This is a genomic window from Salicola sp. AFF1 (assembly GCF_056783195.1).
Window position 1 is genome coordinate 86684 of record NZ_JBXAYL010000002.1, and the last position, 23932, is coordinate 110615.

Annotated in this window: 23 protein-coding genes; 15 read left to right on the plus strand and 8 right to left on the minus strand. The window is 62.4% G+C overall.

What is annotated here, in order from left to right; translation table 11 throughout:
• Positions 1–172 precede the first annotated feature (172 nt).
• From smrA to AC1RQI_RS01760, 6 genes are all read left to right on the plus strand, one after another.
• Positions 173–754 (plus strand): DNA endonuclease SmrA, encoded by a 582-nt coding sequence (smrA, locus tag AC1RQI_RS01735; protein WP_481903423.1) that lies wholly within the window; start codon positions 173–175, stop codon positions 752–754.
• A gap of 24 nt (positions 755–778) precedes the next feature.
• Positions 779–1249, plus strand: a complete 471-nt coding sequence (locus AC1RQI_RS01740; RefSeq protein ID WP_416635110.1) for a (2Fe-2S)-binding protein — start codon at positions 779–781, stop codon at positions 1247–1249.
• Positions 1246–3468 carry a xanthine dehydrogenase family protein molybdopterin-binding subunit gene (locus AC1RQI_RS01745; RefSeq protein ID WP_481903424.1) on the plus strand — a complete coding sequence of 741 codons (2223 nt, stop codon included), beginning with the start codon at positions 1246–1248 and terminating at the stop codon, positions 3466–3468. Before AC1RQI_RS01740 ends, AC1RQI_RS01745 begins: the two co-directional genes overlap by 4 nt.
• Entirely contained in the window at positions 3461–4453 is a 993-nt protein-coding gene (locus AC1RQI_RS01750) for an XdhC family protein (protein ID WP_481903425.1), read from the plus strand. Before AC1RQI_RS01745 ends, AC1RQI_RS01750 begins: the two co-directional genes overlap by 8 nt.
• Positions 4443–5468 (plus strand): DUF3080 family protein, encoded by a 1026-nt coding sequence (locus AC1RQI_RS01755; protein WP_481903426.1) that lies wholly within the window; start codon positions 4443–4445, stop codon positions 5466–5468. Before AC1RQI_RS01750 ends, AC1RQI_RS01755 begins: the two co-directional genes overlap by 11 nt.
• Before the next feature lie 91 nt (positions 5469–5559).
• Positions 5560–7020 (plus strand): DUF4397 domain-containing protein, encoded by a 1461-nt coding sequence (locus AC1RQI_RS01760; protein WP_481903427.1) that lies wholly within the window; start codon positions 5560–5562, stop codon positions 7018–7020.
• Here the strand turns inward: AC1RQI_RS01760 and AC1RQI_RS01765 are convergent.
• Positions 7013–7525: a SixA phosphatase family protein gene (locus tag AC1RQI_RS01765; protein WP_481903428.1), complete on the minus strand. Its 513-nt coding sequence runs from the start codon at positions 7523–7525 to the stop codon at positions 7013–7015. The genes AC1RQI_RS01760 and AC1RQI_RS01765 overlap by 8 nt on opposite strands.
• A gap of 192 nt (positions 7526–7717) precedes the next feature.
• Between AC1RQI_RS01765 and AC1RQI_RS01770 the strand changes: the two genes are divergently transcribed.
• Complete coding sequence (locus AC1RQI_RS01770) at positions 7718–8707, plus strand: cytochrome-c peroxidase (RefSeq protein ID WP_481903429.1); 990 nt, start codon at positions 7718–7720, stop codon at positions 8705–8707.
• 52 nt (positions 8708–8759) lie between these two features.
• On the opposite strand, the gene AC1RQI_RS01775 is transcribed toward AC1RQI_RS01770, so the two are convergent.
• From AC1RQI_RS01775 to mntR, 3 genes are all read right to left on the minus strand, one after another.
• Positions 8760–9560, minus strand: coding sequence for an SDR family oxidoreductase (locus AC1RQI_RS01775; RefSeq protein ID WP_481903430.1), 801 nt, complete (start codon positions 9558–9560; stop codon positions 8760–8762).
• A gap of 153 nt (positions 9561–9713) precedes the next feature.
• The gene (locus tag AC1RQI_RS01780; RefSeq protein WP_481903431.1) at positions 9714–10925 is read right to left on the minus strand and encodes a DEAD/DEAH box helicase; all 1212 of its coding nucleotides are present in this window, start codon (positions 10923–10925) and stop codon (positions 9714–9716) included.
• 208 nt (positions 10926–11133) lie between these two features.
• The gene (gene mntR / locus AC1RQI_RS01785; RefSeq protein ID WP_481903432.1) at positions 11134–11604 is read right to left on the minus strand and encodes a manganese-binding transcriptional regulator MntR; all 471 of its coding nucleotides are present in this window, start codon (positions 11602–11604) and stop codon (positions 11134–11136) included.
• Positions 11605–11732: 128 nt separating this feature from the next.
• Here mntR and AC1RQI_RS01790 point away from each other — a divergent pair, with 128 nt between their 5' ends.
• Genes AC1RQI_RS01790 through AC1RQI_RS01805 form a run of 4 tightly spaced genes read left to right on the plus strand, consistent with a single transcriptional unit; the run spans position 11733 to position 15546 of the window.
• On the plus strand, positions 11733–12704 hold the full coding sequence (locus tag AC1RQI_RS01790) for a metal ABC transporter solute-binding protein, Zn/Mn family (RefSeq protein ID WP_416635100.1): 972 nt from the start codon (positions 11733–11735) through the stop codon (positions 12702–12704).
• A gap of 12 nt (positions 12705–12716) precedes the next feature.
• The gene (locus AC1RQI_RS01795; protein WP_481903433.1) at positions 12717–13517 is read left to right on the plus strand and encodes a metal ABC transporter ATP-binding protein; all 801 of its coding nucleotides are present in this window, start codon (positions 12717–12719) and stop codon (positions 13515–13517) included.
• Positions 13517–14653 (plus strand): metal ABC transporter permease, encoded by a 1137-nt coding sequence (locus AC1RQI_RS01800; protein ID WP_481903434.1) that lies wholly within the window; start codon positions 13517–13519, stop codon positions 14651–14653. The genes AC1RQI_RS01795 and AC1RQI_RS01800 overlap by 1 nt, the downstream gene beginning before the upstream one ends.
• On the plus strand, positions 14650–15546 hold the full coding sequence (locus AC1RQI_RS01805; RefSeq protein WP_481903435.1) for a metal ABC transporter permease: 897 nt from the start codon (positions 14650–14652) through the stop codon (positions 15544–15546). Before AC1RQI_RS01800 ends, AC1RQI_RS01805 begins: the two co-directional genes overlap by 4 nt.
• Positions 15547–15568: 22 nt before the next feature.
• Here AC1RQI_RS01805 and AC1RQI_RS01810 read toward each other — a convergent pair whose 3' ends face one another.
• Positions 15569–16192: a TetR family transcriptional regulator gene (locus tag AC1RQI_RS01810; protein ID WP_481903436.1), complete on the minus strand. Its 624-nt coding sequence runs from the start codon at positions 16190–16192 to the stop codon at positions 15569–15571.
• A 174-nt stretch (positions 16193–16366) separates the two neighbouring features.
• Here AC1RQI_RS01810 and AC1RQI_RS01815 point away from each other — a divergent pair, with 174 nt between their 5' ends.
• On the plus strand, positions 16367–17494 hold the full coding sequence (locus AC1RQI_RS01815; protein WP_481903437.1) for a ferredoxin reductase: 1128 nt from the start codon (positions 16367–16369) through the stop codon (positions 17492–17494).
• Between the two features lie 24 nt (positions 17495–17518).
• Positions 17519–18691 (plus strand): fatty acid desaturase family protein, encoded by a 1173-nt coding sequence (locus AC1RQI_RS01820; RefSeq protein WP_481903438.1) that lies wholly within the window; start codon positions 17519–17521, stop codon positions 18689–18691.
• A gap of 1 nt (position 18692) precedes the next feature.
• On the opposite strand, the gene AC1RQI_RS01825 is transcribed toward AC1RQI_RS01820, so the two are convergent.
• Positions 18693–19286 carry a GNAT family N-acetyltransferase gene (locus tag AC1RQI_RS01825; protein ID WP_481903439.1) on the minus strand — a complete coding sequence of 198 codons (594 nt, stop codon included), beginning with the start codon at positions 19284–19286 and terminating at the stop codon, positions 18693–18695.
• 193 nt (positions 19287–19479) lie between these two features.
• Here AC1RQI_RS01825 and AC1RQI_RS01830 point away from each other — a divergent pair, with 193 nt between their 5' ends.
• The gene (locus AC1RQI_RS01830) at positions 19480–20022 is read left to right on the plus strand and encodes a YgjV family protein (RefSeq protein ID WP_416635092.1); all 543 of its coding nucleotides are present in this window, start codon (positions 19480–19482) and stop codon (positions 20020–20022) included.
• Here the strand turns inward: AC1RQI_RS01830 and AC1RQI_RS01835 are convergent, their stop codons facing one another.
• On the minus strand, positions 20023–20685 hold the full coding sequence (locus AC1RQI_RS01835; protein ID WP_481903440.1) for an AbiTii domain-containing protein: 663 nt from the start codon (positions 20683–20685) through the stop codon (positions 20023–20025).
• Between the two features lie 176 nt (positions 20686–20861).
• Complete coding sequence (locus AC1RQI_RS01840) at positions 20862–21857, minus strand: LLM class flavin-dependent oxidoreductase (protein WP_481903441.1); 996 nt, start codon at positions 21855–21857, stop codon at positions 20862–20864.
• Between the two features lie 168 nt (positions 21858–22025).
• Here AC1RQI_RS01840 and AC1RQI_RS01845 point away from each other — a divergent pair, with 168 nt between their 5' ends.
• Positions 22026–23849, plus strand: a complete 1824-nt coding sequence (locus AC1RQI_RS01845; RefSeq protein WP_416635089.1) for a monovalent cation:proton antiporter-2 (CPA2) family protein — start codon at positions 22026–22028, stop codon at positions 23847–23849.
• The last annotated feature ends 83 nt before the right edge of the window (positions 23850–23932 follow it).

Genomic DNA, 23932 nt, shown 5'->3' on the forward strand with positions numbered 1-23932 from the left:
ACTTGGTGTTGGCGACACAGGGGAATGCTTTCCAAGCTAGTCCACCCTGGCCCGTCGCTCAAACAATCAGTGGTGCTGGTGACAGAAAATAACGCCTGGGGCGGCGTTTCCCTGCTTTCAGGGCGGGTGGTAAAGTAACGGCGAAGCCTGATTCCAGTATTGAGGGTCTGCTATGACCACGAAGGAAGAGCGCCTTCAGTTCCTAGAAGCCATGGGGGATGTGGAACCAATCCGAAAGCCCGACCGGGCCGATCTCGACGGAGGGCGTCAGGTAACACCCGGCCAGCTGGAGCGTCGCCGCGCGGCCGTGATTGAAAACACCGTGGACCGCAACCCACTGACGGTCACGGAAGTGGCCTGGCTTGGGCCCCAGGATGAGCTCAGCTTCAAGCGCGACGGCATCCAGCATGGGGTTTTCAAGAAGGTTCGGATGGGTCAGTACCCCATTGAAGCCAAGTTGGACCTGCACCGCATGACGGTGGATGAGGCGCGTCAGGAGGTGTTCAACTTCATCAATGAATGCCTGCGCCGGGATGTACGGTCAGCGCTTGTGAAACATGGCAAGGGTGAACGTAATCCGGACCGTATCGCCACCATCAAAAGCTATGTAAACCAGTGGTTACCACAGCTGCCGGATGTCATGGCCTTTCATTCAGCGCAGCCCAAGCATGGTGGCACCGGCGCTGTCTACGTGATGCTGCGCAAGAGTCCCGAGGCCCGGGAACGCAACCGCGAGCAGTTCAGCGGCCAGTGAGGCGTGAGGATCAGGAGTACGCCAATGACGATAACAATCAGGGTGAACGGGGCGGATCAATCCGTTGAAGCGGCTGAAGACACACCGCTTTTGTGGGTGCTGCGTGACTGGGTTGGCCTCAAGGGGACGAAGTTCGGTTGTGGCATCGGCCAGTGCGGGGCGTGCACCGTACACATTGACGGCGAGGCAACGCGCAGCTGTATTACCCCGGTCTCCAGGGTAGCTGGCGGCGAGGCGTCCGTGACCACCATCGAAGGGCTCGCTGACGGTGATGAGCTGCACCCGGTTCAGGAAGCATGGCTTGAGCATAATGTCCCCCAGTGTGGCTACTGTCAGTCCGGCCAGATCATGAGCGCGGTGGCGCTGCTCAACCAGGAGGCAACCCCGGGGGACGAGCGCATCCGTGAGTTCATGGCTGGCAACCTGTGTCGGTGCGGTACCTATCCCCGTATCCATGCGGCCATAAGGTCCGTCGCCGATGGAGGTGGCTCATGAGCGGCATCTCCCGGCGCGGCTTGTTCCGCCTGGGGGCCGCCGGTTCCGGGGCCCTTGTGCTCAGCATGGCTCTGCCGGGGTGCGCCAGTTCGCGCGAAGACGATGCGTCCTATTCCACGGGCTGGTCTCCCAATGCCTGGCTGGAGCTCGATCCGCAAGGCAGCATCCGGTTTACCCTGGACCGGGTGGAAATGGGGCAGGGTACCGTAACCGGTATTACGACCCTGGTGGCGGAAGAGCTGGATCTGCCTCCAGAGACCATCGAGGTGGTCTTTGCGCCGGTAGGCGATGCCTACATCAACCCGCAGTACGGTCTCCAGGTGACCGGAGGCAGCTCCAGCGTGCGCACCAGCTGGTCACGCGTGCGTGAAGCCGGCGCCCGGGTACGCAGCGTGCTGTTGGCGTCGGCGGCGCAGGTGTGGCAGGAGCCGGTTGCTTCGCTCACCACCCGGGATGGTTACGTCCTGCACCCGGACGGGACCCAGAAAGTCGCCTACACGGAGTTGCTGGAACTGGCGGCAAGCCAGACCATGCCAGAACAGGTTACGCTGCGCCGTCCAGAAGACTACCGCTACATCGGTCAACAGAACCAGCGCCTGGACGCCCATGCCAAGGTGACAGGGCAGGCGCGCTTCGGTATTGATGTGGCGCTGGAAGGCATGCGCTACGCCGTGGTCGCACGGCCACCGGCCATTGGGGCACGGCTGGCGTCCCTTGATGATTCCGAGGCGCGCGCACTGCCGGGTGTGGTGGATGTTCTGGCCATCGAGCGTGGCGTTGCCGTGGTCGCGGAAAGCTACTGGCAGGCTCTCCAGGGGCGGGATGCGCTGCGCGTCGAGTGGGACGAGTCTGACGCGCTGACACCGACCCAGGATTCGGTGTTCCGCCAGTACCGGCAGGCGGCCGACGACAGCGCCGGTGAAACCGAGCGCAGTGACGGCGATGCAGCCCATGCCCTCGACAACGCGGCCGATGTTCTGGAGGCGGAATATGAGGCGCCTTTCCTGGCGCACGCCACCATGGAGCCGCAGAATGCCACGGCCAGGGTCACGGATAGAGGGCTGGAGGTTTGGGCGCCAACCCAGGGGCCGGATATGGCCCGGATCGCCGCAGCACGTACCAGCGGCTATTCACCGGGCGAAATCACCGTGCGTACCACGTTTCTGGGGGGTGGTTTCGGGCGGCGCCTGACCCAGGAATACGTGGAGGAAGTGGCGGAAATCGCCACTCAGCGCAGCGAGCCTATCAAACTGGTATGGTCGCGCGAGGATGACATACGGCATGACGTTTTCCGGCCGGCGATGCTGCACCGGTTCCGTGGCGCGGTTTCAGGAGGGCGTGTCGCCGCCTGGGACCACCAGATCACAGGCCCGCTGATCTTTGACTGGTTCGCGCGTAATGCAGCTGCCGCCCAGTACCCCTGGGCACCGCGCCTGTTCTACAACACCCTGGCCTCAATGGGGCGCATGGCGGAAGGAACCTTCCTGACGCCCAAGGACCGTTCCGCCATCGAAGGGGCCATTGAGGTGCCCTATACCGTGCCCGATCTCCGGGTTCGCCATACCCATTCGGACGCTGGTGTGCCGGTGAGTTACTGGCGTTCCGTGGGCCATTCCCACAATGGCTTCGCGGTGGAGACCTTCATGGATGAGCTGGCCCACAGAGCAGGCGAGGACCCGGTTCGGTTCCGACTGCGCCACCTGGAAGACAGCCCCCGTCACCGGGCGGTTCTGGAGCGCGCGGCTCAAGCCGCCGGCTGGGGCGAGTCCCTGCCTCAGGGGCGGGCTCGGGGTGTCGCCCTGCACCGCAGCTTCGGCACCTATGTGGCCCAGGTGGTGGAGGTCAGCATTGAGGAAGGAGCAATCCGTATCCACCGGGTGACCTGCGCGGCCGACTGCGGCCAGATGGTGAACCCCGATATTGTGCGCATGCAGATGGAAGGGGGGATCCTTTTCGGTCTGACCGCGGCGCTTTATGGCGAGGTGGACTGGGATGGCAATGGCCGCCTGCAGCAGAGCAATTTCCACGACTACAAGCTGATGCGCCACGATGAGGCCCCGGAGCTCAACATCCTGCTGGTGGAGAACGAGGAAGACCCCCAGGGCGTGGGCGAGCCGGGGACACCACCGGCTATCCCGGCGCTGGGCAACGCGCTTTTTGCACTAACGGGAGAGCGCCAGCGCCGAACCCCTTTCCGCGCGGGGAGGCCCGATGGCTGAAGCAAGCCAGGACCCGGCTGCTTCGGTCCTCCAACAGGTCAACCGGTGGCTGGCCCGTGGGGAACAGGCCTGGCTCTGCACGGTATTGCGAACCTGGGGATCATCGCCGCGGCCACCGGGCTCAATGCTGGCGGTCAATGCCGCCGGTGAGTGGGCCGGTTCGGTTTCAGGGGGCTGCCTTGAGGAGGCGTTGATCCGGGAGGTGGTGGAAGGCAGTGATCCTGCGTCGTCGCCACCCCGTCTTGTGGACCACGGGGTCACCGAAGCGGAGCAGGCCCAATGGCGTCTGCCCTGCGGTGGCCGGATGCGGCTGGTCATTGAGGTTCTGAACCCCGAGCGCCACTCGGGCCCCGTGGCACGGGTGCTGGATGACCTGGCGGAGCGCCGCAGCGTGACCCGGCGTGTCGACTGGCAAAGCGGGGACTGGTTGTTTGCCGGCGCTTCGGTGCCGGGGCGTATTGAGGAGCATGAGCAGGAGTTTCTTCACACCATCGGCCCACGCTCGCGCATGCTCATGATTGGCGCCGGGGAGGTGGCCCGTTATGTGGGGCGCATGGCGTTGATGAATGGGTTCAGCGTCGCGTTGTGTGAGCCACGTCAGCTGTTCCTCGACGGTTGGGAGGAACCCGGTATCCAGTGCCATGCGTGCCTGCCGGACGACCTGATCCAGCGTGACTTCAACGATGCCCACTGTGCGATCCTGGCTCTTGGCCACGACCCGCGAATTGACGACATGGGCCTGCTCGCGGCGCTGGAGACCAATGCCTTCTACATTGGTGCCATGGGCTCCCAGCGCACGGCGGCCCAGCGCCGGGAGCGGCTTTACCAGCTGGGCGTGACCGATTCCCGTATGGGTCGCATCCACGCTCCGATCGGCTTCAGCATCGGCAGCAAGGCGCCACCAGAGATCGCCGTGGCTACCATGGCGCAGGTGCTGGCGGAGCGCCACCGGTTGCTGGAGCGACTGATCCGGTATGACGTTTAGGGGGCTGCTCCTCGCTGGCCTTCTGGCCCTGCTGCCACTGGGCTTGGCCGGCGACTGGCTCATGGGCGAAAGCAAGAAGCAGGCGGAAGCCTATGTCAGTACGTTGGGGGAAGCCGTCGGCGTGACTCCCGAACGCTCCGATGTCCCCACCGTGGAACCCCTGCCACGATCCCGCGATCGTCGGCTCAAGCTGCCGGAACTGGATATGGGGCTGGTGGACTTTCTTTCACTCTATGGCTGTGAACTTCAGGTCGTGGTTGGCGAGCGCACCAGTGTTCTGGGGCGCGTGGCGCACCCCGGGACACGCATGGAATACCATCTGCGCTTTCTGGCCGCTGTGGATGCGTGCCTGCCCAAGGTCAGCAGTGAATCCCGCGTCCAGGCCCTGAAGGAAGCCCGGCAAGCCCGTTCGCAATCATTGCCCCTGGCGCTCTGGAATGGGATCTGGGCCAGCGATGAGATAGCCCGATTGGTGAGCCGCTCCGGTGGTCGCCTGCCGACACCCGTGCCGGCGCAACATTTGGAACAGCTCATCGAGGGCGTATCGGCAACCGCTTCGATGCTGGCCGGAGTAGAACCCGGGGAAGTGCCCCAGGGGCTGAACGCCATGACCGAGCGGTACCGCCAGTGGCGTGAGGTGCCACGTTTTGGTCAGCTTCTGCGCAGTGCGGAGGCGCTTCAGAGCCGGCTGGGTGAGGGTACGGCGATCCTGAACCAAAGCCTGGCCGTAACCGATCGGTGCCCGGTGGACGGCGCGCCAGTGGAGCTCTACCGTGCGCATTACCTTAATGGCCTGGCTGCCCGGATTCGCCGCGTGCGCCACTATGGGCGGCGCATGGCTCGGGCCCTGGAAACGCTGATGCGGGCGCCCGGCGCCCCGGTGCCGCAAGCAATGGCGCCTTTCCGTGATCGCAATCTGCGTACCCGCCAACCTGGCAGCGTCTGGCATGACCTTGACCGGGCGGTTGAACGTCACGCCGGAGCCTGGAATCGTCTCCTGGCACGTTGTGACTGATCCTGTGCCCGGAGTGTGAGCCGGTCGCTTTTGCCGTTGACCGGATCCTGTTAAAACCGCCGCTAAACCTTCATGGAACAGGATGATGACCATGGAATCGCCTGCCAGGGCCGCATTGCTGCTGGCCGTTACACTTGGCCTCAGCGGTTGTTTTGACAGCCAGAAAGACGAAACCTTTGAGGATACCGTTGTCCCTGATGACGTGGCCATGCGCGTGCTCCACGCCGTGCCTGACGCGCCCGCGCTGCGGCTGGAAGCGGATGGTGATGTGCCCGTCGATAAGCTGGAATACGGCAAGGTGACGACCGTTGACCTGCCGGCGCATGATTACCGCTTCCAGGCACAGGGTTATACCGGTGGCGAGGCGCCTGCCCCCCTTCTGGATACCCTCGACGCCAACCTCAGTGAAGACAGGCGCCATGATGTGCTGCTGATGGGCTCTCTTCAGGATGACAATGTCCGTGCCCTTGTTCTTGATCAGGATGATGACCCCTTTGAGCCCGAAGAAGAGGACGAAGAGGGGGATGGTGAGACAGGGAACAGTGACTCGGAAGAGGAGGACGAGCCGGAGGGCAATGTCCGGCTCCGCCTGGCCCATCTTGTGCCCGAAGCTGGGTCGGTTGATCTGTACCTGAAGGCGGATGTTTCAGGGGATCCGGACGCCACCCTTGCCAGTGGTCAGGCCAGCGATGCCATTCGGGTTGAGGAGGGCGTCTACCAGCTCACGATCACGCCAGCCGATAGCAGTGAAGTAATCTACCAGAGCGACCCCAGCCTTGGGTGGGAAAGCGGGGATGATGTGCTGCTGGCTGTGACTCCCGCTACTGGTGTGCTGGCTTCGAATGACAGTGAGCTGTCGCTGATCGAGGTGGACGGGAACCAGACCCAGCGCCTTCCCGGCCAGGCGCAGGCGGCCGAACTGGCGTTTGTGAATGCCTCGGGAAGCGCCGTGGATCTCACGACTGAGGACGGTGCGTTATCCCGGACGGGGGTGGGTTCAATACAGGCTGAGCCGGCCGAGGGGTATCTGGGCGTTGAGTCCAGGCACTATCCCATCGATTTTGTGGCAGGGAACCAGGGTTGCGACTATTGCTATGACATCAGGCTGGGGCAGGGGAAAGCTGGAACACTGGTGCTCAGGCAGTTACCGTCGGCATCGAGCGAATCCGCCGTCGCGTCTTTTTTGACCCATGATGCGCGGCCGGTCGCCACCAATGCGCGCCTCCGCATTGCCAATGCCTTGTCCGCCAATCAGGTACCGGTGGATCTCTACCTGATTGAGTCCGGATGCAATGCGTCCGGCTCTTTGCCAGAAGATGGGATCATTCCGGAGCCCCTCGTCAGCAATCTGGATTATCCAAACCGCAGTTCCATGCTGCCAGTGCCTGAAGGGAACAATCAGCTGGTGGTGACGGCCCAGGGGAATCCGGCCAACGAATTTCTCTGTGAATCCATAACCCCGGAGAAACGCAGCATCCATGAGCTGATCCTGGCGCAGGAACCCGGTAGCAATAACCCCTTGGAACTGGTTCGCGTCGGCGGCGTCAGGTAGCTTGCCAGGGCGCTTTGGGGGTGTCGTAGACACGCAACTGACCTGTCTCCGGCTTCACATCCCGCCAGGATCCGGCCTCAAACGCCATCTGGAAGACCGCGCAGGTGGGGAGGTTGTCCGTTTGCGGGCCGGCCAGCAGGTTGGCCAGTTCCGTCAGATCCGGGTTGTGGCCCACTAACCAAGCGTTCTGTGCGGTATCGGGCAATCGCTGGATGGTGCTGAGCAATTGCTGGCTGTCCGCCAGGTAGAGGTCGCGCTCGAAGTGGATACCCCCTTCCGGGAATCCAACCCCTTGGGCCAGGATCAATGCGGTTTCGCGGGCCCGCCGGGCACTGCTGGCCAGAAAATGATCCGGGCGTTCGCCGCGCGCGGCCATCCGTCGCGCCATTTCCGGTGCATCCTGCTGGCCCCGCTCATTGAGGGGGCGGTCAAAGTCGCGGAGCTTGGCGTCCTCCCAGCTGGATTTGGCGTGGCGGATCAGCGTCAGTATCCGTTCTGTGGTCATGGCTCGATACTCCCTGCTCAGTTGGTGTACAGGGCGCCAGTGTATCAGTCCCAGCCATTGCCTTGCCTACGGGAAAAACCGGCAAGCCCCCGATCAAGAGGCCAATCCAAGGATCTTGACTTACCTCATCGATGGTTGGGGTGGGCTGCGTTTGAATGGCGACTGTGCAACATGATCGTACCGGGAGGGCTAATGAAACGCACAGCAGTACCTATTGTCGTTCTTATCGCGTTGCTTGGCAGTTTGGCTGTCGCAGGCCCAGTGCAGGCGAGCGACGGCTATGCGGATTATCGCGAGCGCTTTGAGCCCTTGCCGGCCATGCCGCCGATACCTAAAAACAATTCTCTCACGCCGGAGAAGGTGGAGCTGGGTAAGATGCTGTTTTTCGAACCACGGATTTCATCCAGCGGTGTGATTAGTTGTGCGACCTGCCATAATCCAGCATTGGGCTGGACGGACCGCATCCCGAGGGCCACGGGGCATCGTGGTCAGGTTGGTAAACGCAACACACCAACGGTTTTGAACGCGGGGTTTTTTGAGGAGCAGTTCTGGGACGGTCGGGCCGATGATCTGGAAGAGCAGGCATTGGGGCCGATCGAGGCTGACGTGGAAATGGCGATGGACCTTGATAAGGCCATCGACCGGCTATCGAGCTTCGACGTCTACCGCAAGCTGTTTGATGAAGCTTTCCCGGGCGAGAAGCCGATCAATGCGGACAACGTCGCCAAGGCCATTGCCTCCTTTGAACGCACCCTGAATACCCCCAATTCCCGCTTTGACCGTTACCTCAGGGGCGATCTTCAGGCGCTCAGTGAGAAGGAGAAAAAGGGGATGAAAACGTTTGTGGACGCGGGCTGTGTTGCTTGCCACCGGGGACCGGCGCTGACGGACAGCAACTACCATCGGTTTGAGGTGCCTGGGTCCACGGACAAGGGCCGCTTTGTTGTAACCGGCAAGGAGTCGGATAAGTTCAAGTTCAAGACACCGACCCTGCGCAACGTTGCCGTGACCTATCCCTACTTCAATAACGGTAGTGTTGAAGAGCTGGATAAAGCCATTGAGCTGATGGCGGACCAGATGCTGAATCGTGAACTGTCGGATGAGAAGGTGGAGCAGATCGAAGCTTTCCTGCATACGCTGACGGGCGAAATGCCGGAAGTCAGCTTCCCCGCTCTCCCCTGAGTGTCCGTTACTGCCGGAGCAGATACTGCTCCGGCTCCTGGGCGTTGGGTTGTTACTGGCGTTTCTTGGTCAACCGGAATACCAGCCCTGGCCACAGGCGCTTGAGCCATAAGGCCATCATTTCCTTGCCTTCACCGACCGGGATCTCGCGCTTGCCACGGCCCAGGCCATTGATAATGACCTCGGCGGCCTTGTCGGCATTCATGCCGTTGGCGTTATCCCCGTCCGCCTCGCCAAAGGCACTGCCATCGCCGGCCAGCGAGTTCTCAGCAATCGGGGTGGCAATGAAACCGGGCACAATGGTGGAAACCTGAATCCCTTCATCTTCCACTTCCGCCCGCAGAGCGTCGAAGAAGCCCATGACCGCGTGCTTGGCGGCACAGTAGCCGGTGCGCTGCCGCACACCCACCTTGCCGGCCACACTGGACGTAGCCGCGATGTGGCCCCGACCACGCTCCAGCATGTGCGGGAGAACCGCCTTGGTCAGCGCGATCTGGCCCATGACGTCCACGTCCATCAGCCGCTGGTACACGGACAGGTCCGTCTCACGGCACAGCGACCGCTGGGAGATGCCAGCGTTGTTGATCAGCACATCAATGTGACCGTAGTGGGCCAGAACCTCATCCGTTTTACTGGGCGCCGATGCCAGGTCGGCAATATCGAGTGGCAGCAGCATGATGGAGCCCCGGGGCAGGCCTGCTTCGCGTTCGCAGCGCTGGGCCACGCGCTCCAGTTCTTCCTCGCGCCTGGCGGAAAGCACCAGGCGGGCCTGCTGCCCGGCAAAGGTGAGTGCCAGCGATTCACCGATTCCGGATGACGCGCCCGTGATCCAGACCACCTGATGGGTGAACATGCACGGCTCCTGATTGGTTGTTAGTGTTCAATCAGAGAGTATGGACGAGCCGGATGATGATTGCTAAGAAGCGGTTGTCGTTTTTGGGAAGAGGTGGCGACGCAGGGGCGGGCATGGGGAAGGAGCGGACAGGGTCCGCTCCCGTTCACGGTTTCAGCGCCGACGCGGCGGGCCGTTGCGACGACCACCGCTGGGGCGTGCGCCGCCACCGCGCTTCGGCGGAGGCCCGCTTTTCTGGACCGGCTCAAAACCGGCAACCACATTGGCGGGAATGTCCTGGCTGACCACTTTGCGGATACTGTTGAACTGACCTTTCTCCGGATTGCTGACGAACGAGACGGCGGAGCCGCTTTCGCCACCGCGTCCGGTACGGCCGATCCGGTGTACATAGTCATCCGGATTATCGGGAAGGTCGAAGTTCACCACGTATTCCAGGCGGTCAATGTCGATACCGCGTGCCGCCACGTCCGTGGCGATCAGAGCGCGGACGTTCTCGTGCTTGAACGCCTTCAGGGCCTTGTTGCGCGCGCCCTGGCTCTTGTCACCATGGATCGCCGTGGAACGGATACCGTCGGTTTCGAGCTGCTTGGCCAGCTGGTCCGCGCCGCGCTTGGTGCGGGTGAACACCAGCACCTGGCGCCAGTTCTCGGTTCCGATCAGGTGCGTCAGCAGTTCCCGCTTGCGGCCGCCATCCACCATATAGGCGCTCTGGTCCACATTGTCCGCGGTGGCGTTGCGTTCGCCGCTCTGGATCAGTTCCGGCTCGTTCATGAACTTCTGGGCCAGCTTCTGGATGGGGGCCGAGAAGGTGGCAGAGAACAGCAGCGTCTGGCGCGCATCGGGCAGGGTGCGGGCAATGGTCTCAATCGCCGGCAGGAAGCCCATGTCGAGCATCCGGTCTGCTTCGTCCAGCACCAGGACCTCAATGGCCGACAGGTCCACCGTGCCGCGTTCCATATGGTCCATCAGGCGCCCGGGCGTGGCCACGAGCACATCCATGCCGCTCTTGAGCTGACGAATCTGCGGGCCAATGCCAGCGCCGCCGTAGATCGCGGCTGAACGCAGCTGAAGGTGGCGGCCGTACAGGCGCACACTGTCTTCCACCTGGGCGGCAAGCTCACGGGTGGGGGTGAGCACCAGAGCGCGCGGGCGCCCGCCCTGTGCCTTGCCCTGGGAAAGCTTCTGCAGCAGCGGCAGTGTAAAAGCAGCGGTCTTGCCGGTGCCGGTCTGGGCACTGGCCATCAGGTCGCGGCCATCGAGCGCGGCCGGAATGGCCTGCTGCTGGATTTCCGTCGCCTGATCATAACCCTGTTCCTTGATGGAACGGTTCAGTTCAGCCCGCAGGCCGAGGGAGTCAAAGGACATTCAGTCTTTCCTGTTCAATACGCCAGAGCGGGTGTTGTCCATTGCCCCGATCAACAGGGAAGGACAGGTTATCGGCTTGTCGGGAATGGCCCTGGCAATATGCAGTCCGCGATAAGCGTGCGGAGACCAACCGGCGTAACAGGGGTCGTCTGAACGACCGGGGAAGCGGAGGGAACAACGCAGGTGGGCACCTTACCACGCGTTCTGTTCAGCCGCCACCATTATTCTGGCTGCGGGTGAATTCACGCATAACATCGAGTGTGCTTTCGCTCACGTGGTGCTCCATGCCTTCGGCATCAATCCGCGCCGTAGCATCATCCACGCCCAGGCTGCGCAGGAACTGCAACACGACGGCGTGGCGTCTGCGCGAATCATTGGCCATGGCACGGCCACGGTCTGTGAGGAAGATGGACCGGTAGGGTTCGTTGGTCACGAACCCGAGTTCATTCAGCCGCCGGATCATGCGTGCCACCGTGGCCTGGCGCACCCCCATGCGTGCGGCGATGTCCGTTGCCCGGGCCTCGCCTGCATGGTCCAGCAGGTCGCCGATCAGCTCCACGTAATCCTCAATGAGTTCGGTTTCATGGGCGTCACGAACGGCGGCGTACTGACGGGCGTGCTGCTCGGGTGGCGGCAGGCTGTCGTCGGCTGAGGAGGGGGTGTCGGGATCACTGGTCATGCCGCGACTATAGCCAAGAGCGCGGCTGTGCACAATAGAAAGACAACAAAAGTTAGCCGAGGCTAAAAAGGTTTGCATTGCTGTTAAAATTCTTTCTAAACTAGGGCCGAACAGATTGAGGGGGTCTTATGAAACAGCTTATTCAAGGTTTGATCCTGTTGTTGGTCCCCGGCTTCCCGGCGGTTGCGGGAGCGGCCAGCCTGGTCACAACAACAGGGATGATTGCCGATGTGGCTCGCCAAGTTGCTGGCGAGTGCGTCGAGGTGGAGGCGTTGATGGGCCCGGGCATCGACCCGCATCTTTACGAGGCTCGGGCCAGTGATATTGAACGTCTGCGCAGCGCGGACGCGATTCTGCACAACGGTTACAACCTTGAGGGCCAGCTGGGCTCGGTCCTGAAGCAGCTGGGCAAGCGCAAGCTCACGGTCGCCGTGGCGCCGGAGTCCATGACAGAGGACCAGCTCCTTACGGCGGACGAAGATGATACCTATGGGATCGATCCGCACCTGTGGATGGATCCCGGAAGGTGGGTGCGGATTGTGCCCACGGTGACGCAGACACTGCAGAAGATCGCGCCGGATTGCAGCAGCGCCATGAGCCGGCGTTCTGAAGCCTATGAGGCGGACCTGAAAGCCCTTGATCAGTGGGTCGGGCGCAGCATTGCCACCATTCCGGAGCAGCAGCGTACCCTGGTTACGGCCCATGATGCCTTCGGCTATTACGGTGATGCCTACGATATTGAGGTGCTCGGGATCCAGGGGATCAGTACCGACAGCGAGCCGGCGATCGCGGACATCCGCAATGTGGTGGATACCGTAGCGCAGAACGACATCCCCGCTATTTTTGTTGAAAGTACCATCAGTCGGCGCACGGTTGAGTCGGTTGTACAGGGTGCGGCGAACCAGGGGCATGACCTGGCGATCGGCGGGGAACTGTATTCGGATGCGATGGGCGAAAGAGGCACCGAGGCTGGCACCTATATCGGGATGCTGCGCTCGAACACGGAGGCCATCACCAAGGGCCTCGGCGGTACTGTCGCGCCCTGGCCGGAGCGCCTGGCTGATCACTGGGACGGCGGCGAAGCGGCGGACAACGGATAAGCGGGGAACGTAATGAGTTGCACTCAGCGCCACGAACCGGATCTGGCCCTGCACATCGAAGATCTGACGGTCGCCTACGAGGGGCGGCCGGTGCTCTGGGACATTGACGTCAATATTCCTCCCGGCGTGATGGCGGCTGTCATTGGTCCTAATGGCGCCGGCAAGAGCACCTTGATCAAGACGGTGCTGGGGCTGGTGAAGCCCACAGCGGGCCATATCTGCATCCACGGTTACACGCCGCGTCAGGCGGTGCGGCGAGTGGCCTATGTGCCCCAGCGCTCCGCCGTTGATTGGGATTTTCCCACCACGGTTCTGGATGTGGTGATGATGGGGCTTTATGGCCAGCTGGGATGGCTGCGCTGGCCGGGTAAACGCGAACGCCAGAAGGCCATGGAAGCCCTTGAGTCCGTGGGCATGGAGGCGTTTGCCAAGCGCCAGATCAACAAGCTCTCAGGCGGCCAGCAGCAGCGGGTGTTCCTGGCCCGCGCCATGGTGCAGGACGCCGATGTCCTGTTCCTGGACGAGCCCATGGCGGGGGTGGACGCCACCACTGAAAAAACCGTGGTGGCGCTTCTGCAGGAGCTGCGGGATGCCGGTAAGACCATCATCGTTGTCCATCACGACCTGCAGACGGTGCGTGATTATTTCGATTGGCTCGTGATCCTCAACGTGCGCGTTGTGGCCCAGGGGCGCGTGCGGGACATCTATACCGGCCAGAACCTGCGTCGGGCCTATGGTGGCCGGATCGCGCTTCTGGATCCGGCTTCCGGGGAAGAGGAAGCTGATGTCGTGACCCGGGAGGTGGGGAGCTGATGCTGGCGCTGCTCGGTGATTACACCGTTCAGAATGTCCTTTTGGGGGCAACGCTGCTCGGCATGGTCAGCGGACTTCTGGGCTCTTTCGCGGTGCTGCGCCAGCAGAGCTTGATGGGCGATGCCCTGGCGCACGCCGCGCTGCCGGGCGTGTGTATTGGCTTCCTGATCGCCGGAACCCGTCACCTGGGTTGGATCATGGCCGGGGCGTTGGCCACTGCCGTTATTGCCGCGCTTTTCGTGCAGGTCGTGGTGCGCTACAGCCGCATCAAGACGGACGCGGGGTTGGGTATTGCCCTGAGCGTGTCATTCGCGCTGGGGGTGGTGCTGCTGACCTATATCCAGGGGATGTCCAATGCCTCCCAGGGAGGGCTTGATACCTTTCTCTTCGGCCAGGCGGCCGCCACGCGCCGTCAGGACCTGTGGTTCATGGGGGGCATTGCGGTGCTGGCGCTGCTGATGGTCATGGGGTTATGGAAGCAGCTCAAGCTGGTTACCTTTGACCCTCTGTTCGCCGGCTCCATCGGCCTTCCCGTGGTTGTTCTTGAGAGTATCCTGACGGCCATGATCGCGCTTGCCGTGGTCGTGGGGTTACAGATGGTGGGCGTGGTCCTCATGACGGCCATGGTGATTGCGCCGGCGGCAGCGGCCCGCCAGTGGGTGACCCGACTGGAGCACATGGTGATGCTTGCCATGGTGATTGGAGTGATTTCGGGAATCGTGGGGGTGTTACTCAGTGCCAGCGTTCCGCACCTGGCCACGGGGCCTGTTGTAGTGCTGGCGGCCTCCGTGCTGGTGGGGATTTCACTGCTACTGGCGCCCGGCAGGGGCGTGCTCTGGTCCTGGTTCAAGCTCTGGCGTGAGCGCCGCGCCATCGGGCAGCGCCAGATGCTGACGACGCTGTACAAACTGGCGCAGCACCATGAGGACCCCTTTTACCCGGTTGAGCGCAGCATGTTGGACAGCTTCTACGGAGTGGCCACGGACCCGATCCTCAAACGCCTTCACGAGCAGGGATTTGTGGCGCCAGCGAGTCATATGCGGGTAGAGGGCCCGCATTGGGCCTTGACGGATGCAGGCTATCAGGAGGCCGAGAAGGTGTTGGAGCGGCTGGGCAGAGTTGAGGAGGCAACATGATGCAGGCCTTTTTTACCAACCCCGTGTATATGGTCCTTCTGACCGGCGCGCTGGTGGCGGCCGCCGGCTCACTGGTGGGGACCTTCCTGGTGCTGCAGCGCAACAGCATGCTGTCCGACGCCATCAGCCATTCCATTGTCTTTGGCATTGTGGTGGTCTGGCTCCTGACCAAGGCCCAGACAGGGCCATTCCAGATTGCTGGCGCAGCATTGACCGGCGTACTGACCGTCTTCCTGACGGAAATGGTCGCCCGTACACACCGGGTCAAGCGCGATGCGGCCATCGGTCTCGTGTTTCCCGTTCTCTTTGCGGCTGGCGTGTTGCTGCTGAACCTCTATGCCCGGGATATCCATATTGATACCCATACGGTGCTGCTGGGCGAGATCGGGTTTGTATGGCTGGATACGCTGACGCTCTGGGGCTGGCATATTCCCCAGGCGGTGGTCTGGATGTCCTTGGTGACGGTGGTGAACCTGCTGTTTGTGCTGGCGTTCTACAAAGAGCTCAAGATCGCGAGTTTTGACCGACAGCTGGCGGCGGCGCTCGGGTTGGCCCCCACGCTGTTGTTCTACCTGTTGCTGGGGCTGACCAGTGTTACGGCCGTGGCCGCGTTCGACGCCGTGGGGGCGGTGTTGTTCATTGCCTTTGTGATCGTGCCGCCAGCCACGGCCTACTTGCTCACCGACCGCCTGTCACTGATGCTGTTGCTGGGGGTTGTGGTGGGGGTGGCGGCGACCCTGTGCGGCTACCCGCTGGCGATTGCCATGGATGTGTCCGTGGGCGGCACCATGGCGGCCATGACCGGTGTCTTCTTCCTGGCTGCCTTCCTGTTGAGTCCGCGCTATGGCCTTCTGGGCCATTGGTTGAACCGCCGGCTGAAAGCCCCCGGCTGACTGGGTTCCGTTCCGTCGGGGCTCAGCTGCTCTGCCAGTGATCCGCGCCAATGAAGATCATCCGGAGAAAACGGGTGGTCTGGCGCTTGATCCGCGTCTGGGCCTCCTCATCCTCCGCTGAGATGCTCAGAATGTCGGTCAGACTGAACGCCACCGTACGCACCACCAGCTCGCAGGTCATGTCCAGGTCTTCATCGTTCAGGTGCCTCAGGAGCTGGAGGTTGCGCAGGTCGTTCGCCAGTTCACTGCTGAAGAATCGCATCTCGTTACGGATGCCATTCTGAATGGCCTGACTCTCACCCGCCAACCCTTGGGCCATGAAAGTGAAGAAGTTGCGGTTGGCCTGGACGTGATCCACGAAAATGGCGACTGATTCGTCCATCAACCTTTCCGCGTGCATCACATTGGCACGTGTTTCCCGCATCATCCGCCGCAGCACCACCCCGAGCTCGTCCACCAGCGTCAGGCCCAGGTCGTCCATGTTACGAAAGTGGCGATAGAAGGATGTGGGCACAACCTCAGCCTGCCGGGTGACCTCCCGAATGCCAAGGCTGGCGAAGTGGCGGCCCCTGCCAACCAGGGTAAGGGCGGCTTCCATCAGCATTTCCCGGGTTTCGCCGGGGCGGCGTCGTTTTTGTGTGCTCATGTTCTGTTCGGATGCGTGCGGGGTCATCCCCGGAGTGTACCGGCCAGTGGAGGGAATCGAAACGTGTGAAGCGCCCCGTCTCGTGCTCGTTGACACCCTGCGAAGCCTTTGTGTACAGTCGTACACAATCTGTAAACAGATGTACACGAGGGCGTCATGCAGGAATCAGGCATTATGGACAGAGCGTTTGCCCACGGACCGAGCCGTTGGCTGGGGCATGACCATTGGCGCTGGCTGGGCGAGCAGCTTTTTAACCGGGCGCATCCCGCCACCTACTTCGATCCATTGCTCGAAAGCATCAATCCACTCTGGGTCCGACGCTATATCCCGGCGCGCATCGAGGCGATTCAGCAGGAGACCCATGACAGCAAGACCCTGACCCTGCGTCCCGCGCGGCGTTGGGGCGGCTTCCGGGCCGGGCAGCACCTGAACCTGGAGGTGGAGAAAGAAGGCCGCTGGTACAGCCGCCCTTTCAGTCTCTCGTGTTCCCCATCGCACTGGGAGCGCCATGGCACCGTGACGGTCACGATCAAGAAGGTACCGGACGGTGAAATCACCCCCTGGCTGCTGGACCATTGCCAGCCGGGTGATGTGATCGGCGTCAGCCGGGCCTACGGGGAAGACCATGCGCCGGAACCCGGTCAGCCGCTGCTGTTCATCACCGGGGGCAGTGGCATTACGCCGGTACTGAGCCAGCTTGAGGCCATGGCGGACCGGCATCTGCGCAACCCGGTCACCGTGCTGTATTTCGTGCGTACCGAGGCGGATGTGATCGGTGGCCGCAAGCTGGAAGCCCTGGCGAAACGGCTTCCCAGCCTGGAGCTGCGGATCGTGGCGGCGGAACAGGATCCGCGCAACCCGGACCGTCTGGGCCCGCATCATCTCCAGACGGTGGACGGGATTACGAGCCGCCATTGCTTCCTTTGTGGTCCTCCCGGGCTGATGGAACACGCCCAGAACCTGCTGGCGGATGCCGGGGTGCCGGCGGACCAGGTCAGCAGCACGCTCTTTGCCGTGGGGCCGGGCGTTGTCGTGAGTGAGGACGCGGGTGGGACCGTTCATTTCAGCCACAGCAACCTCACGGTAGAAAGCGCCGGAGACCGCCGGCTGCTGGAAGAAGCCGAGGCCGCCGGCTTGAACCCGCGTTACGGCTGCCGCATGGGGATCTGCCACCAATGCGCCTGCCGCAAGACAAGCGGCATCGTCATCAACCAGCACACCGGCCAGCCCTCGGGGCATGGCGAGGAAACCGTCCAGCTCTGTATCACTGTGCCCCAGGGACCCGTCGAGCTGGCGCTGTAAACCAACACCGCAAGGAGAAACATCATGGAAAAGCTCAACGAAGAACAGCTCGAACATCTCGCCCAGGACCTGGATGCGATCCGCAATGAGCAGATGGCCGACCTGGGCCAGAAGGACGCCGATTACATACGAGGCATCATCCGCCTGCACCGCACGCTGGAATTCGGTGGCCGGGCGTTGATGCCCCTGGGGATCATTCCGCCGTTCCTGCTGGCCGGCATGGCCTCACTGGGACTGGCCAAGATCCTGGAGAACATGGAGATCGGCCACAATGTGATGCACGGCCAGTATGACTGGATGAACGACCCGGAGCTCAATTCCCAGACCTATGAATGGGATACCATCTGCACGGCGGACTCCTGGAAGCGCACCCACAATTATGAGCACCACACCTTCACCAACGTCATCGGCAAGGACCGGGACTATGGTTACGCGGTGCTGCGCCTTGAGGATGAAACGCCCTGGCGTCCCAGGCACCTGCTGCAGATGATCAACTTCATCAACCTCAGTGTCTTCTTCCAGTGGGGCGTGGGTGCGCATGAGCTGGAGTTTGAGAAGCTGCGCAGTGGCGAGGTGACGTTCCGGGAGAAAGCGGCGTTTCTGCGTGATTTTGCGCGCAAGGGCGGTCGGCAGGTCTTCAAGGACTATGTGTTCTTCCCGGCGCTGACCCTGCCCGTGGCACCGGTGGTGATCGTGGGCAACGTCGGCGCCAATCTGATCCGCAACCTCTGGGCCTCCAGTGTCATCTTCTGTGGCCACTTCACCGAGGAAGCGGAGAGCTTCACCGAGGCGGAGTGCGAAAACGAGAGCCGCGGCCATTGGTATCTGCGCCAGATGACCGGCTCCAGCAACTTCACCGGCCCCGGCTGGGTCTACACCCTGAGCGGGCACCTCAGCCACCAGATCGAGCACCACCTGTTTCCGGACATTCCCGCCTACCGCTACCGCGAAATCTCGCCACAGGTCCAGGCGGTGTGCGAGAAGTACGGCCTGCACTACAACTCGGCGAGTTTGCCGCGCCAGTATGCGACCGTGGTCAAGCGCGTGGCGGCCTTCTCGCTGCCGGACCGGCTGCGTGAGCGGCTCTTCCCGGCATTCAACGAGGATGGTGCCCAGGCGGCGAGCGGGGCCAGCAGCACCTCGCTGGTCGGCCGCCTGCGGAACCGGGTGAACAGCACGCTCTCGGCGGCGGCCTGATTCAGGCCAGCTTGCCCATCCAGAAATTCATTGGTTTGGCCGTTTCCGCGGCCTGGTCGATGTCCTTCCAGGGGTAATGGGTCCGCAGTTCCGGCACGGGCTCATAACCCCGCTTTCGCCAGAAATCATCCAGGGGCTGATAACCGTCCGGTCGCAGCGGGTGGTTGGCTGGCCTTTCCACCGCACAGAAGCAGCAGTACTGGAAACCACCCAGCTCACGGGCATGGGCTTCCCGTTCACTGAAAAAACGCACCCCAATGCCCTGGCCCCGGTAGGCGGGTAACAGCACGGATTCACCAAAGTAGAAGATGTGTTCCGGGTTGTAACCCAGGTCCACAAAGGGCTGGATGAAGGCTTGTTCTTCGTCCGCCAGCGGCAGCCCCGTGGCGGCCCCCACCACCTGGTCGCCATCCAGTGCCAGGACCAGGACGCTGCGGGGCGACTGGACATAGGTATCGAGGTACTGCTCCTCGTAGGCCATGTCCCCGTCGTACAGGTAGGGCCACTCACGGAATACCCGGATCCTGAGGTCGGCGACGTCCCGGACCCAGGGGCGGATTGCATCACCGCTGACGCGTTCGAGCTCTACTGGCATTCGGCGTTGCCTCCCGAGATGGTTGTTGGTTTGGGGTGGATGATCGTAACCAAATTGGTGAGGAGGCGGCCACTGGGAAATCGAGCGAATAAAGTCGGTTTATGTAGGGGGAAACTCAGGTGCCCGCAGCGATTACGGAGCGCTAAGGTTGGCAGCGTTCGTTATAATGGAAGTTTCGTGTTTGGGAGCCCCCATGCTGGCACTGGCGGAAATGACCGCAATGGAACTGGCCGGACAGGCGGTGGCGCTGGTTGCGCTCGGGCTCTGCGTTGTCGGCTTTGCCAGTACCCGGGACGACCGCCTCATGCTGGCGCTGATCGGCGCCAATGTGGCCTTCGCGGTCCAGTATGCGCTGTTCCAGAGCTGGACAGCGGCGGTTCTGACGGGGCTTGTCATTCTTCGCATCCATCTGGCGCGCCGGTTCCGTGGCAATGTGCCGGTGATGCTGGGCACGTTGGCGATTGGTGGCGTGGCCGCCTGGTTGACGTGGCAGAGCTGGATCGACGTCTTCCCGGTCGCGGCGATGCTGTTCGGCACCCTGGGTATGTTCCTGCTCAGGGGAATCCGCATGCGGTTGTTCCTTGCGGCGGCGGGGCTTGCCTGGATGGGGAACAATATCGCCATCGGCTCGGTGGGCGCCAGCCTGGCGGAGGCAATGGTGGTGGTTACCAATATTGTGACCATCGTGCGGCTGATGCGGATGCGCCGGCGCTACCCGGATGTGGATCTCACCTGATCAGGCCCCGCCAAAGAACCGTTCAAGCATGCCAGCCTTGCGTATGCCCGGCACAGGCAGGCTGGTGAACTCGTCCATAGCCCGCTGCCAGTAGTGCTCGGGCGTGTCCAGAGTGCTTGCCTGCGCTCGTTCCGATCGTTCAAATGAATTGTGTTCCCCGCTGAATCCCGCCTCAATGAGGTCGCCGAGCCACAGGTACACCGTCGAGCGGACAACGCGGAAGAGGTCGGAGTAGCTCTCGCGGTTGATGGTGATTGCTAGGTCGGTGGTCAGGTTGACCCTGGCTTGCAGCTCACGCATCTCATCCTTGGGAAGTGAGTGCTGGATGTAGCTGTCCTTGCGGTAACGGAGGCAGGTTCTTTCCAGGCTGCGGATGCCTTCCCGGATATCGAGATGGGCTTCCTGCTGTTCCTGTTGGTCGGTAATGGGGGCCGGCATCCAACCATACTGGGGGGAGCGCGTCATCAGGTGGCCTGGAATATCCCTGCGATAGGGAGGCAGCGCCGAGTCCTCGCTGTAACCGGTGAATTCATTCCGCAGCCAGCTGCCCATCTTCCGGTTGCGGATCATCAGCGAGAGGGTGATTGCCGAGGGTAGAATCGCTTCAAGTGGGTCCTGGGCATCCCTGATGCGCTGTTCCAGTTCGTCGACGGGTGCTCCCATGACACACCTCCTTATTGCCCGGCGGGGTCGCCCTTCACGCCGTTGTTATTGGACTGCGTACTGAGCTTAAATTGACCACGCTTGGTGCGCGTCATATCCACAAGCTAGGCGAGACCCGGGCAGGAATCAACTGGACAGATTGTGATCGTCCGTAACACCTTGTCAGCGGCGTGGCATCACGCCGCCGCATCCGCAAGCGCCTCAGCGGCAATCCGGAAGGAGTGCTTGCGGGCCTCATGGTTGTGGATCTGGCCGGTGAGGATCAATTCATCCGCGTTCGTACGCTCAATGAAAGCGCTCAACCATTGCCGTACGCTTTCCGGGGAGCCGACAGCGGATTCCTTGAGGGCGTGCCGGGCTGTGGTTCGCTCTGCGGCGGTTCCAAGGCTGTCCGGGTCATCCACCGGGGGCTGGAGTGGCCCGGGTGACCCCCGTCGCAGAGCAATGAACTGCTGCTCCATGGAGGTCATGAGCCGGCGTCCTTCGGCGTCCGTATCCGCCGCGAAAACGTTGGCTGCCGCTGCAACGTAGGGTTCGGCCAGGCGCTGTGATGGCTGGAACTGGTCGCGGTAGGTCCGGATCGCCTCATCCAGCATGTCCGGGGCGAAATGAGAGGCGAAGGCATAGGGCAGGCCCAGCGCGGCTGCCAGCTGGGCGCCGAAAAGACTGGAACCGAGGATCCATACCGGTACCCGGGTGCCGGCGCCCGGCACGGCCTGGACGCGCTGGCCGGGCTGCACGGGTTCAAGATAATGCAACAGTTCCTGAACATCCTGGGGGAACCGGTTGGCGGCGGAATGGTGGTCCCGGCGCAGGGCGCGCAGGGTCTCCGGGTCCGTTCCCGGAGCACGGCCCAGCCCCAGGTCCACGCGGCCGGGGTAGAGGCTTTCCAGGGTGCCGAACTGCTCGGCGACCACCAGCGGGGCATGGTTGGGCAGCATCATACCGGCAGCGCCGATGCGGAGGCTGGTGGTATGGGCGGCTATATGGCCCAGTGCCACTGGGGTAGCCGCACTGGCGATGCCGGTCATATTGTGGTGCTCCGCCATCCAGAAGCGCTCGTATCCCAGGGACTCGGCATGGCGGGCCAGGTCGGCGGCGTTAAGTAGTGCGTCGCGGGGCGTGCTGCCTTCGGTAACGGGCGCAAGATCAAGCAGTGAAAAACGCGTCATGATTGCTCCTGAAGCGGGGTGCTGGCCAACACTAGCGGGTTGCTCCCCTGGACGGCAATACGGGGTTGCCGGCGGGCTTCGCAATGGCCTTTAGCGTCTGTAGTATGCCCCTGTTTCCAGCGTGGCCCGAGTGAGCCCCGATTGAACCGGCTTTAAGGAGAGCGTGCATTGGATTTCCTGCTGGAAGTAACCCTTTTCCTGTTTGCAGCAGTGGTTGCTGTGCCCATATTCCAGTGGATGGGCTTCGGGGCCGTACTGGGGTACCTGGTTGCCGGTGTCATCATGGGCCCTTCCCTTTTCAGTGTCATCGACGACGTTGAGAGTATGCTGCGCTTCTCCAAGATCGGCGTGGTGCTGCTCCTGTTCCTGGTGGGGCTGGAATTGGCGCCGCAACGGCTCTGGGTGATGCGCCACAACATCTTCGGCCAGGGGATGGCGGGTGTGGTGGGGTGTGCTGTTCCCATGGGAGCGGTTGCGTGGGCCGGTTTCGGGCTGGACTGGCAGACCTCGCTGATCATTGCTCTGGGCCTGGCGTTCTCCTCCACCGCCTTCGCCATGCAGGTGCTGTCCGAGCACAATGAGCTGTCCTCGCTCCATGGCCGCAGTGCCTTTGCCATGCTGCTGTTCAAGTACATTGCCCTGCTGCCGTTGCTGGCAGCGATCCCGTTGATGGGCGAAGGCAGCACCGCCGTTATGGACCCCCTGGGTATTGCCCTGGCTATTGGCCGGACGCTGGTGGTGCTGGTCGCAGTGATTGTGGGCGGCCACTATCTGCTGCGGCCTGTTTTCCGCACGGTGGCCCGCGTGGGCGCGCGCGAGACGTTTACCGCCACGGCACTGCTGGTGGTCCTGGGGGTTTCCCAGATCCTTAAAATGGCCGGCATGCCCATGGAGCTGGGCGCTTTCCTGGCCGGGGTGCTGCTGGCGGATTCGGAGTACCGGCATGAGATCCACTTGTCCATCGAGCCCTTCAAGGGGCTTTTGATGGGGCTTTTCTTCATGTCGGTGGGCATGTCGGCGGACCTGCATATGCTGGCGGATATGCCTGGGCTGGTGTTCGGCGTTACCGGGGCCGTGTTGCTGTTCAAGATCGTTATCCTCTACGCCGTGGGCCGCTTTGGGGGCCTTGATGACAAGGGGAGCCGGGCGCTGGCGGCGCTCATGCCGCAGGGTGGGGAGCTGGCGTTCGTGCTGTTCTCCATGGCCATGACCTATGGCGTGATGAGCGAAGCCGTTACCGATGTGCTGTTCGCAGTGGTCATCCTGACCATGGCGGCCACGCCTTTCACGTTCCTGTTCAACCGACGGATCCTGGACCCGATGCTGGCTACTTCCGGAATCGAGGACAGGCCCTATGATGCGGTGGGCGAGGACGATGAGAAGCCCAATGTGCTGATCTGTGGTTTCGGGGGCTTTGGGCAGATGGTGGGGCGGCTGCTGCACAGCGCCGAGATTCCCTTTTCCGCCCTGGATGCCAATCCGCTTCAAGTGGATTTCATTCGCCGTTACGGGCACCGCATCTACTATGGCGATCCGGCCCGTGTGGATCTGTTGACCACGGCCGGGGCGCGGGATGCCCAGGCCATTATCGTGGCCGTGGAAAATGCCGAATATTCCATGCGCATTGTTGACCATGTGCGCCGCAACTTCCCCACGGTTCCGGTCTATGCCCGGGCCCGCAACCGCCAGCATGCATGGCGCCTGATGGACCTTGGTTGCCGTGTGATTACCCGTGAGACCCTCGCGGGCAGTATGGACATGGGGGAGCAGTTGCTGCAGATCTTCGGCTGGGATGAGGATGAGGCCAGGGAAGCGGTTCAGGTCTTCCGGGACCATGATGAGCAGGAGCTGCGCAAGTATTACGCCATCCATCAAGAGAAGGGCAGCCGCAACCCCAGTGACCAGGAAATCATCGACGAACTGGAAGGCCTTTTCCAGTCCGATGAAGCGGAATCCATCGACCCGGACAGCCTGCCCCACTCCAGCAGCTGAACCAGGCACTGCTCCGGAAGATCTTGATCCGGAGAGCGCTTTGGTTCAGTTTTGCACAACAATAATGACAAAAAGAGGTGGCT

Excerpts from the sequence above, each read along its gene's own strand:
- smrA (WP_481903423.1), top strand. The coding sequence starts at position 173 with ATGACCACGAAGGAAGAGCGCCTTCAGTTCCTAGAAGCCATGGGGGAT.
- AC1RQI_RS01740 (WP_416635110.1), top strand. The coding sequence starts at position 779 with ATGACGATAACAATCAGGGTGAACGGGGCGGATCAATCCGTTGAAGCG.
- AC1RQI_RS01745 (WP_481903424.1), top strand. The coding sequence starts at position 1,246 with ATGAGCGGCATCTCCCGGCGCGGCTTGTTCCGCCTGGGGGCCGCCGGT.
- AC1RQI_RS01750 (WP_481903425.1), top strand. The coding sequence starts at position 3,461 with ATGGCTGAAGCAAGCCAGGACCCGGCTGCTTCGGTCCTCCAACAGGTC.
- AC1RQI_RS01755 (WP_481903426.1), top strand. The coding sequence starts at position 4,443 with ATGACGTTTAGGGGGCTGCTCCTCGCTGGCCTTCTGGCCCTGCTGCCA.
- AC1RQI_RS01760 (WP_481903427.1), top strand. The coding sequence starts at position 5,560 with ATGGAATCGCCTGCCAGGGCCGCATTGCTGCTGGCCGTTACACTTGGC.
- AC1RQI_RS01765 (WP_481903428.1), bottom strand. The coding sequence starts at position 7,525 with ATGACCACAGAACGGATACTGACGCTGATCCGCCACGCCAAATCCAGC.
- AC1RQI_RS01770 (WP_481903429.1), top strand. The coding sequence starts at position 7,718 with ATGAAACGCACAGCAGTACCTATTGTCGTTCTTATCGCGTTGCTTGGC.
- AC1RQI_RS01775 (WP_481903430.1), bottom strand. The coding sequence starts at position 9,560 with ATGTTCACCCATCAGGTGGTCTGGATCACGGGCGCGTCATCCGGAATC.
- AC1RQI_RS01780 (WP_481903431.1), bottom strand. The coding sequence starts at position 10,925 with ATGTCCTTTGACTCCCTCGGCCTGCGGGCTGAACTGAACCGTTCCATC.
- mntR (WP_481903432.1), bottom strand. The coding sequence starts at position 11,604 with ATGACCAGTGATCCCGACACCCCCTCCTCAGCCGACGACAGCCTGCCG.
- AC1RQI_RS01790 (WP_416635100.1), top strand. The coding sequence starts at position 11,733 with ATGAAACAGCTTATTCAAGGTTTGATCCTGTTGTTGGTCCCCGGCTTC.
- AC1RQI_RS01795 (WP_481903433.1), top strand. The coding sequence starts at position 12,717 with ATGAGTTGCACTCAGCGCCACGAACCGGATCTGGCCCTGCACATCGAA.
- AC1RQI_RS01800 (WP_481903434.1), top strand. The coding sequence starts at position 13,517 with ATGCTGGCGCTGCTCGGTGATTACACCGTTCAGAATGTCCTTTTGGGG.
- AC1RQI_RS01805 (WP_481903435.1), top strand. The coding sequence starts at position 14,650 with ATGATGCAGGCCTTTTTTACCAACCCCGTGTATATGGTCCTTCTGACC.
- AC1RQI_RS01810 (WP_481903436.1), bottom strand. The coding sequence starts at position 16,192 with ATGAGCACACAAAAACGACGCCGCCCCGGCGAAACCCGGGAAATGCTG.
- AC1RQI_RS01815 (WP_481903437.1), top strand. The coding sequence starts at position 16,367 with ATGGACAGAGCGTTTGCCCACGGACCGAGCCGTTGGCTGGGGCATGAC.
- AC1RQI_RS01820 (WP_481903438.1), top strand. The coding sequence starts at position 17,519 with ATGGAAAAGCTCAACGAAGAACAGCTCGAACATCTCGCCCAGGACCTG.
- AC1RQI_RS01825 (WP_481903439.1), bottom strand. The coding sequence starts at position 19,286 with ATGCCAGTAGAGCTCGAACGCGTCAGCGGTGATGCAATCCGCCCCTGG.
- AC1RQI_RS01830 (WP_416635092.1), top strand. The coding sequence starts at position 19,480 with ATGCTGGCACTGGCGGAAATGACCGCAATGGAACTGGCCGGACAGGCG.
- AC1RQI_RS01835 (WP_481903440.1), bottom strand. The coding sequence starts at position 20,685 with ATGGGAGCACCCGTCGACGAACTGGAACAGCGCATCAGGGATGCCCAG.
- AC1RQI_RS01840 (WP_481903441.1), bottom strand. The coding sequence starts at position 21,857 with ATGACGCGTTTTTCACTGCTTGATCTTGCGCCCGTTACCGAAGGCAGC.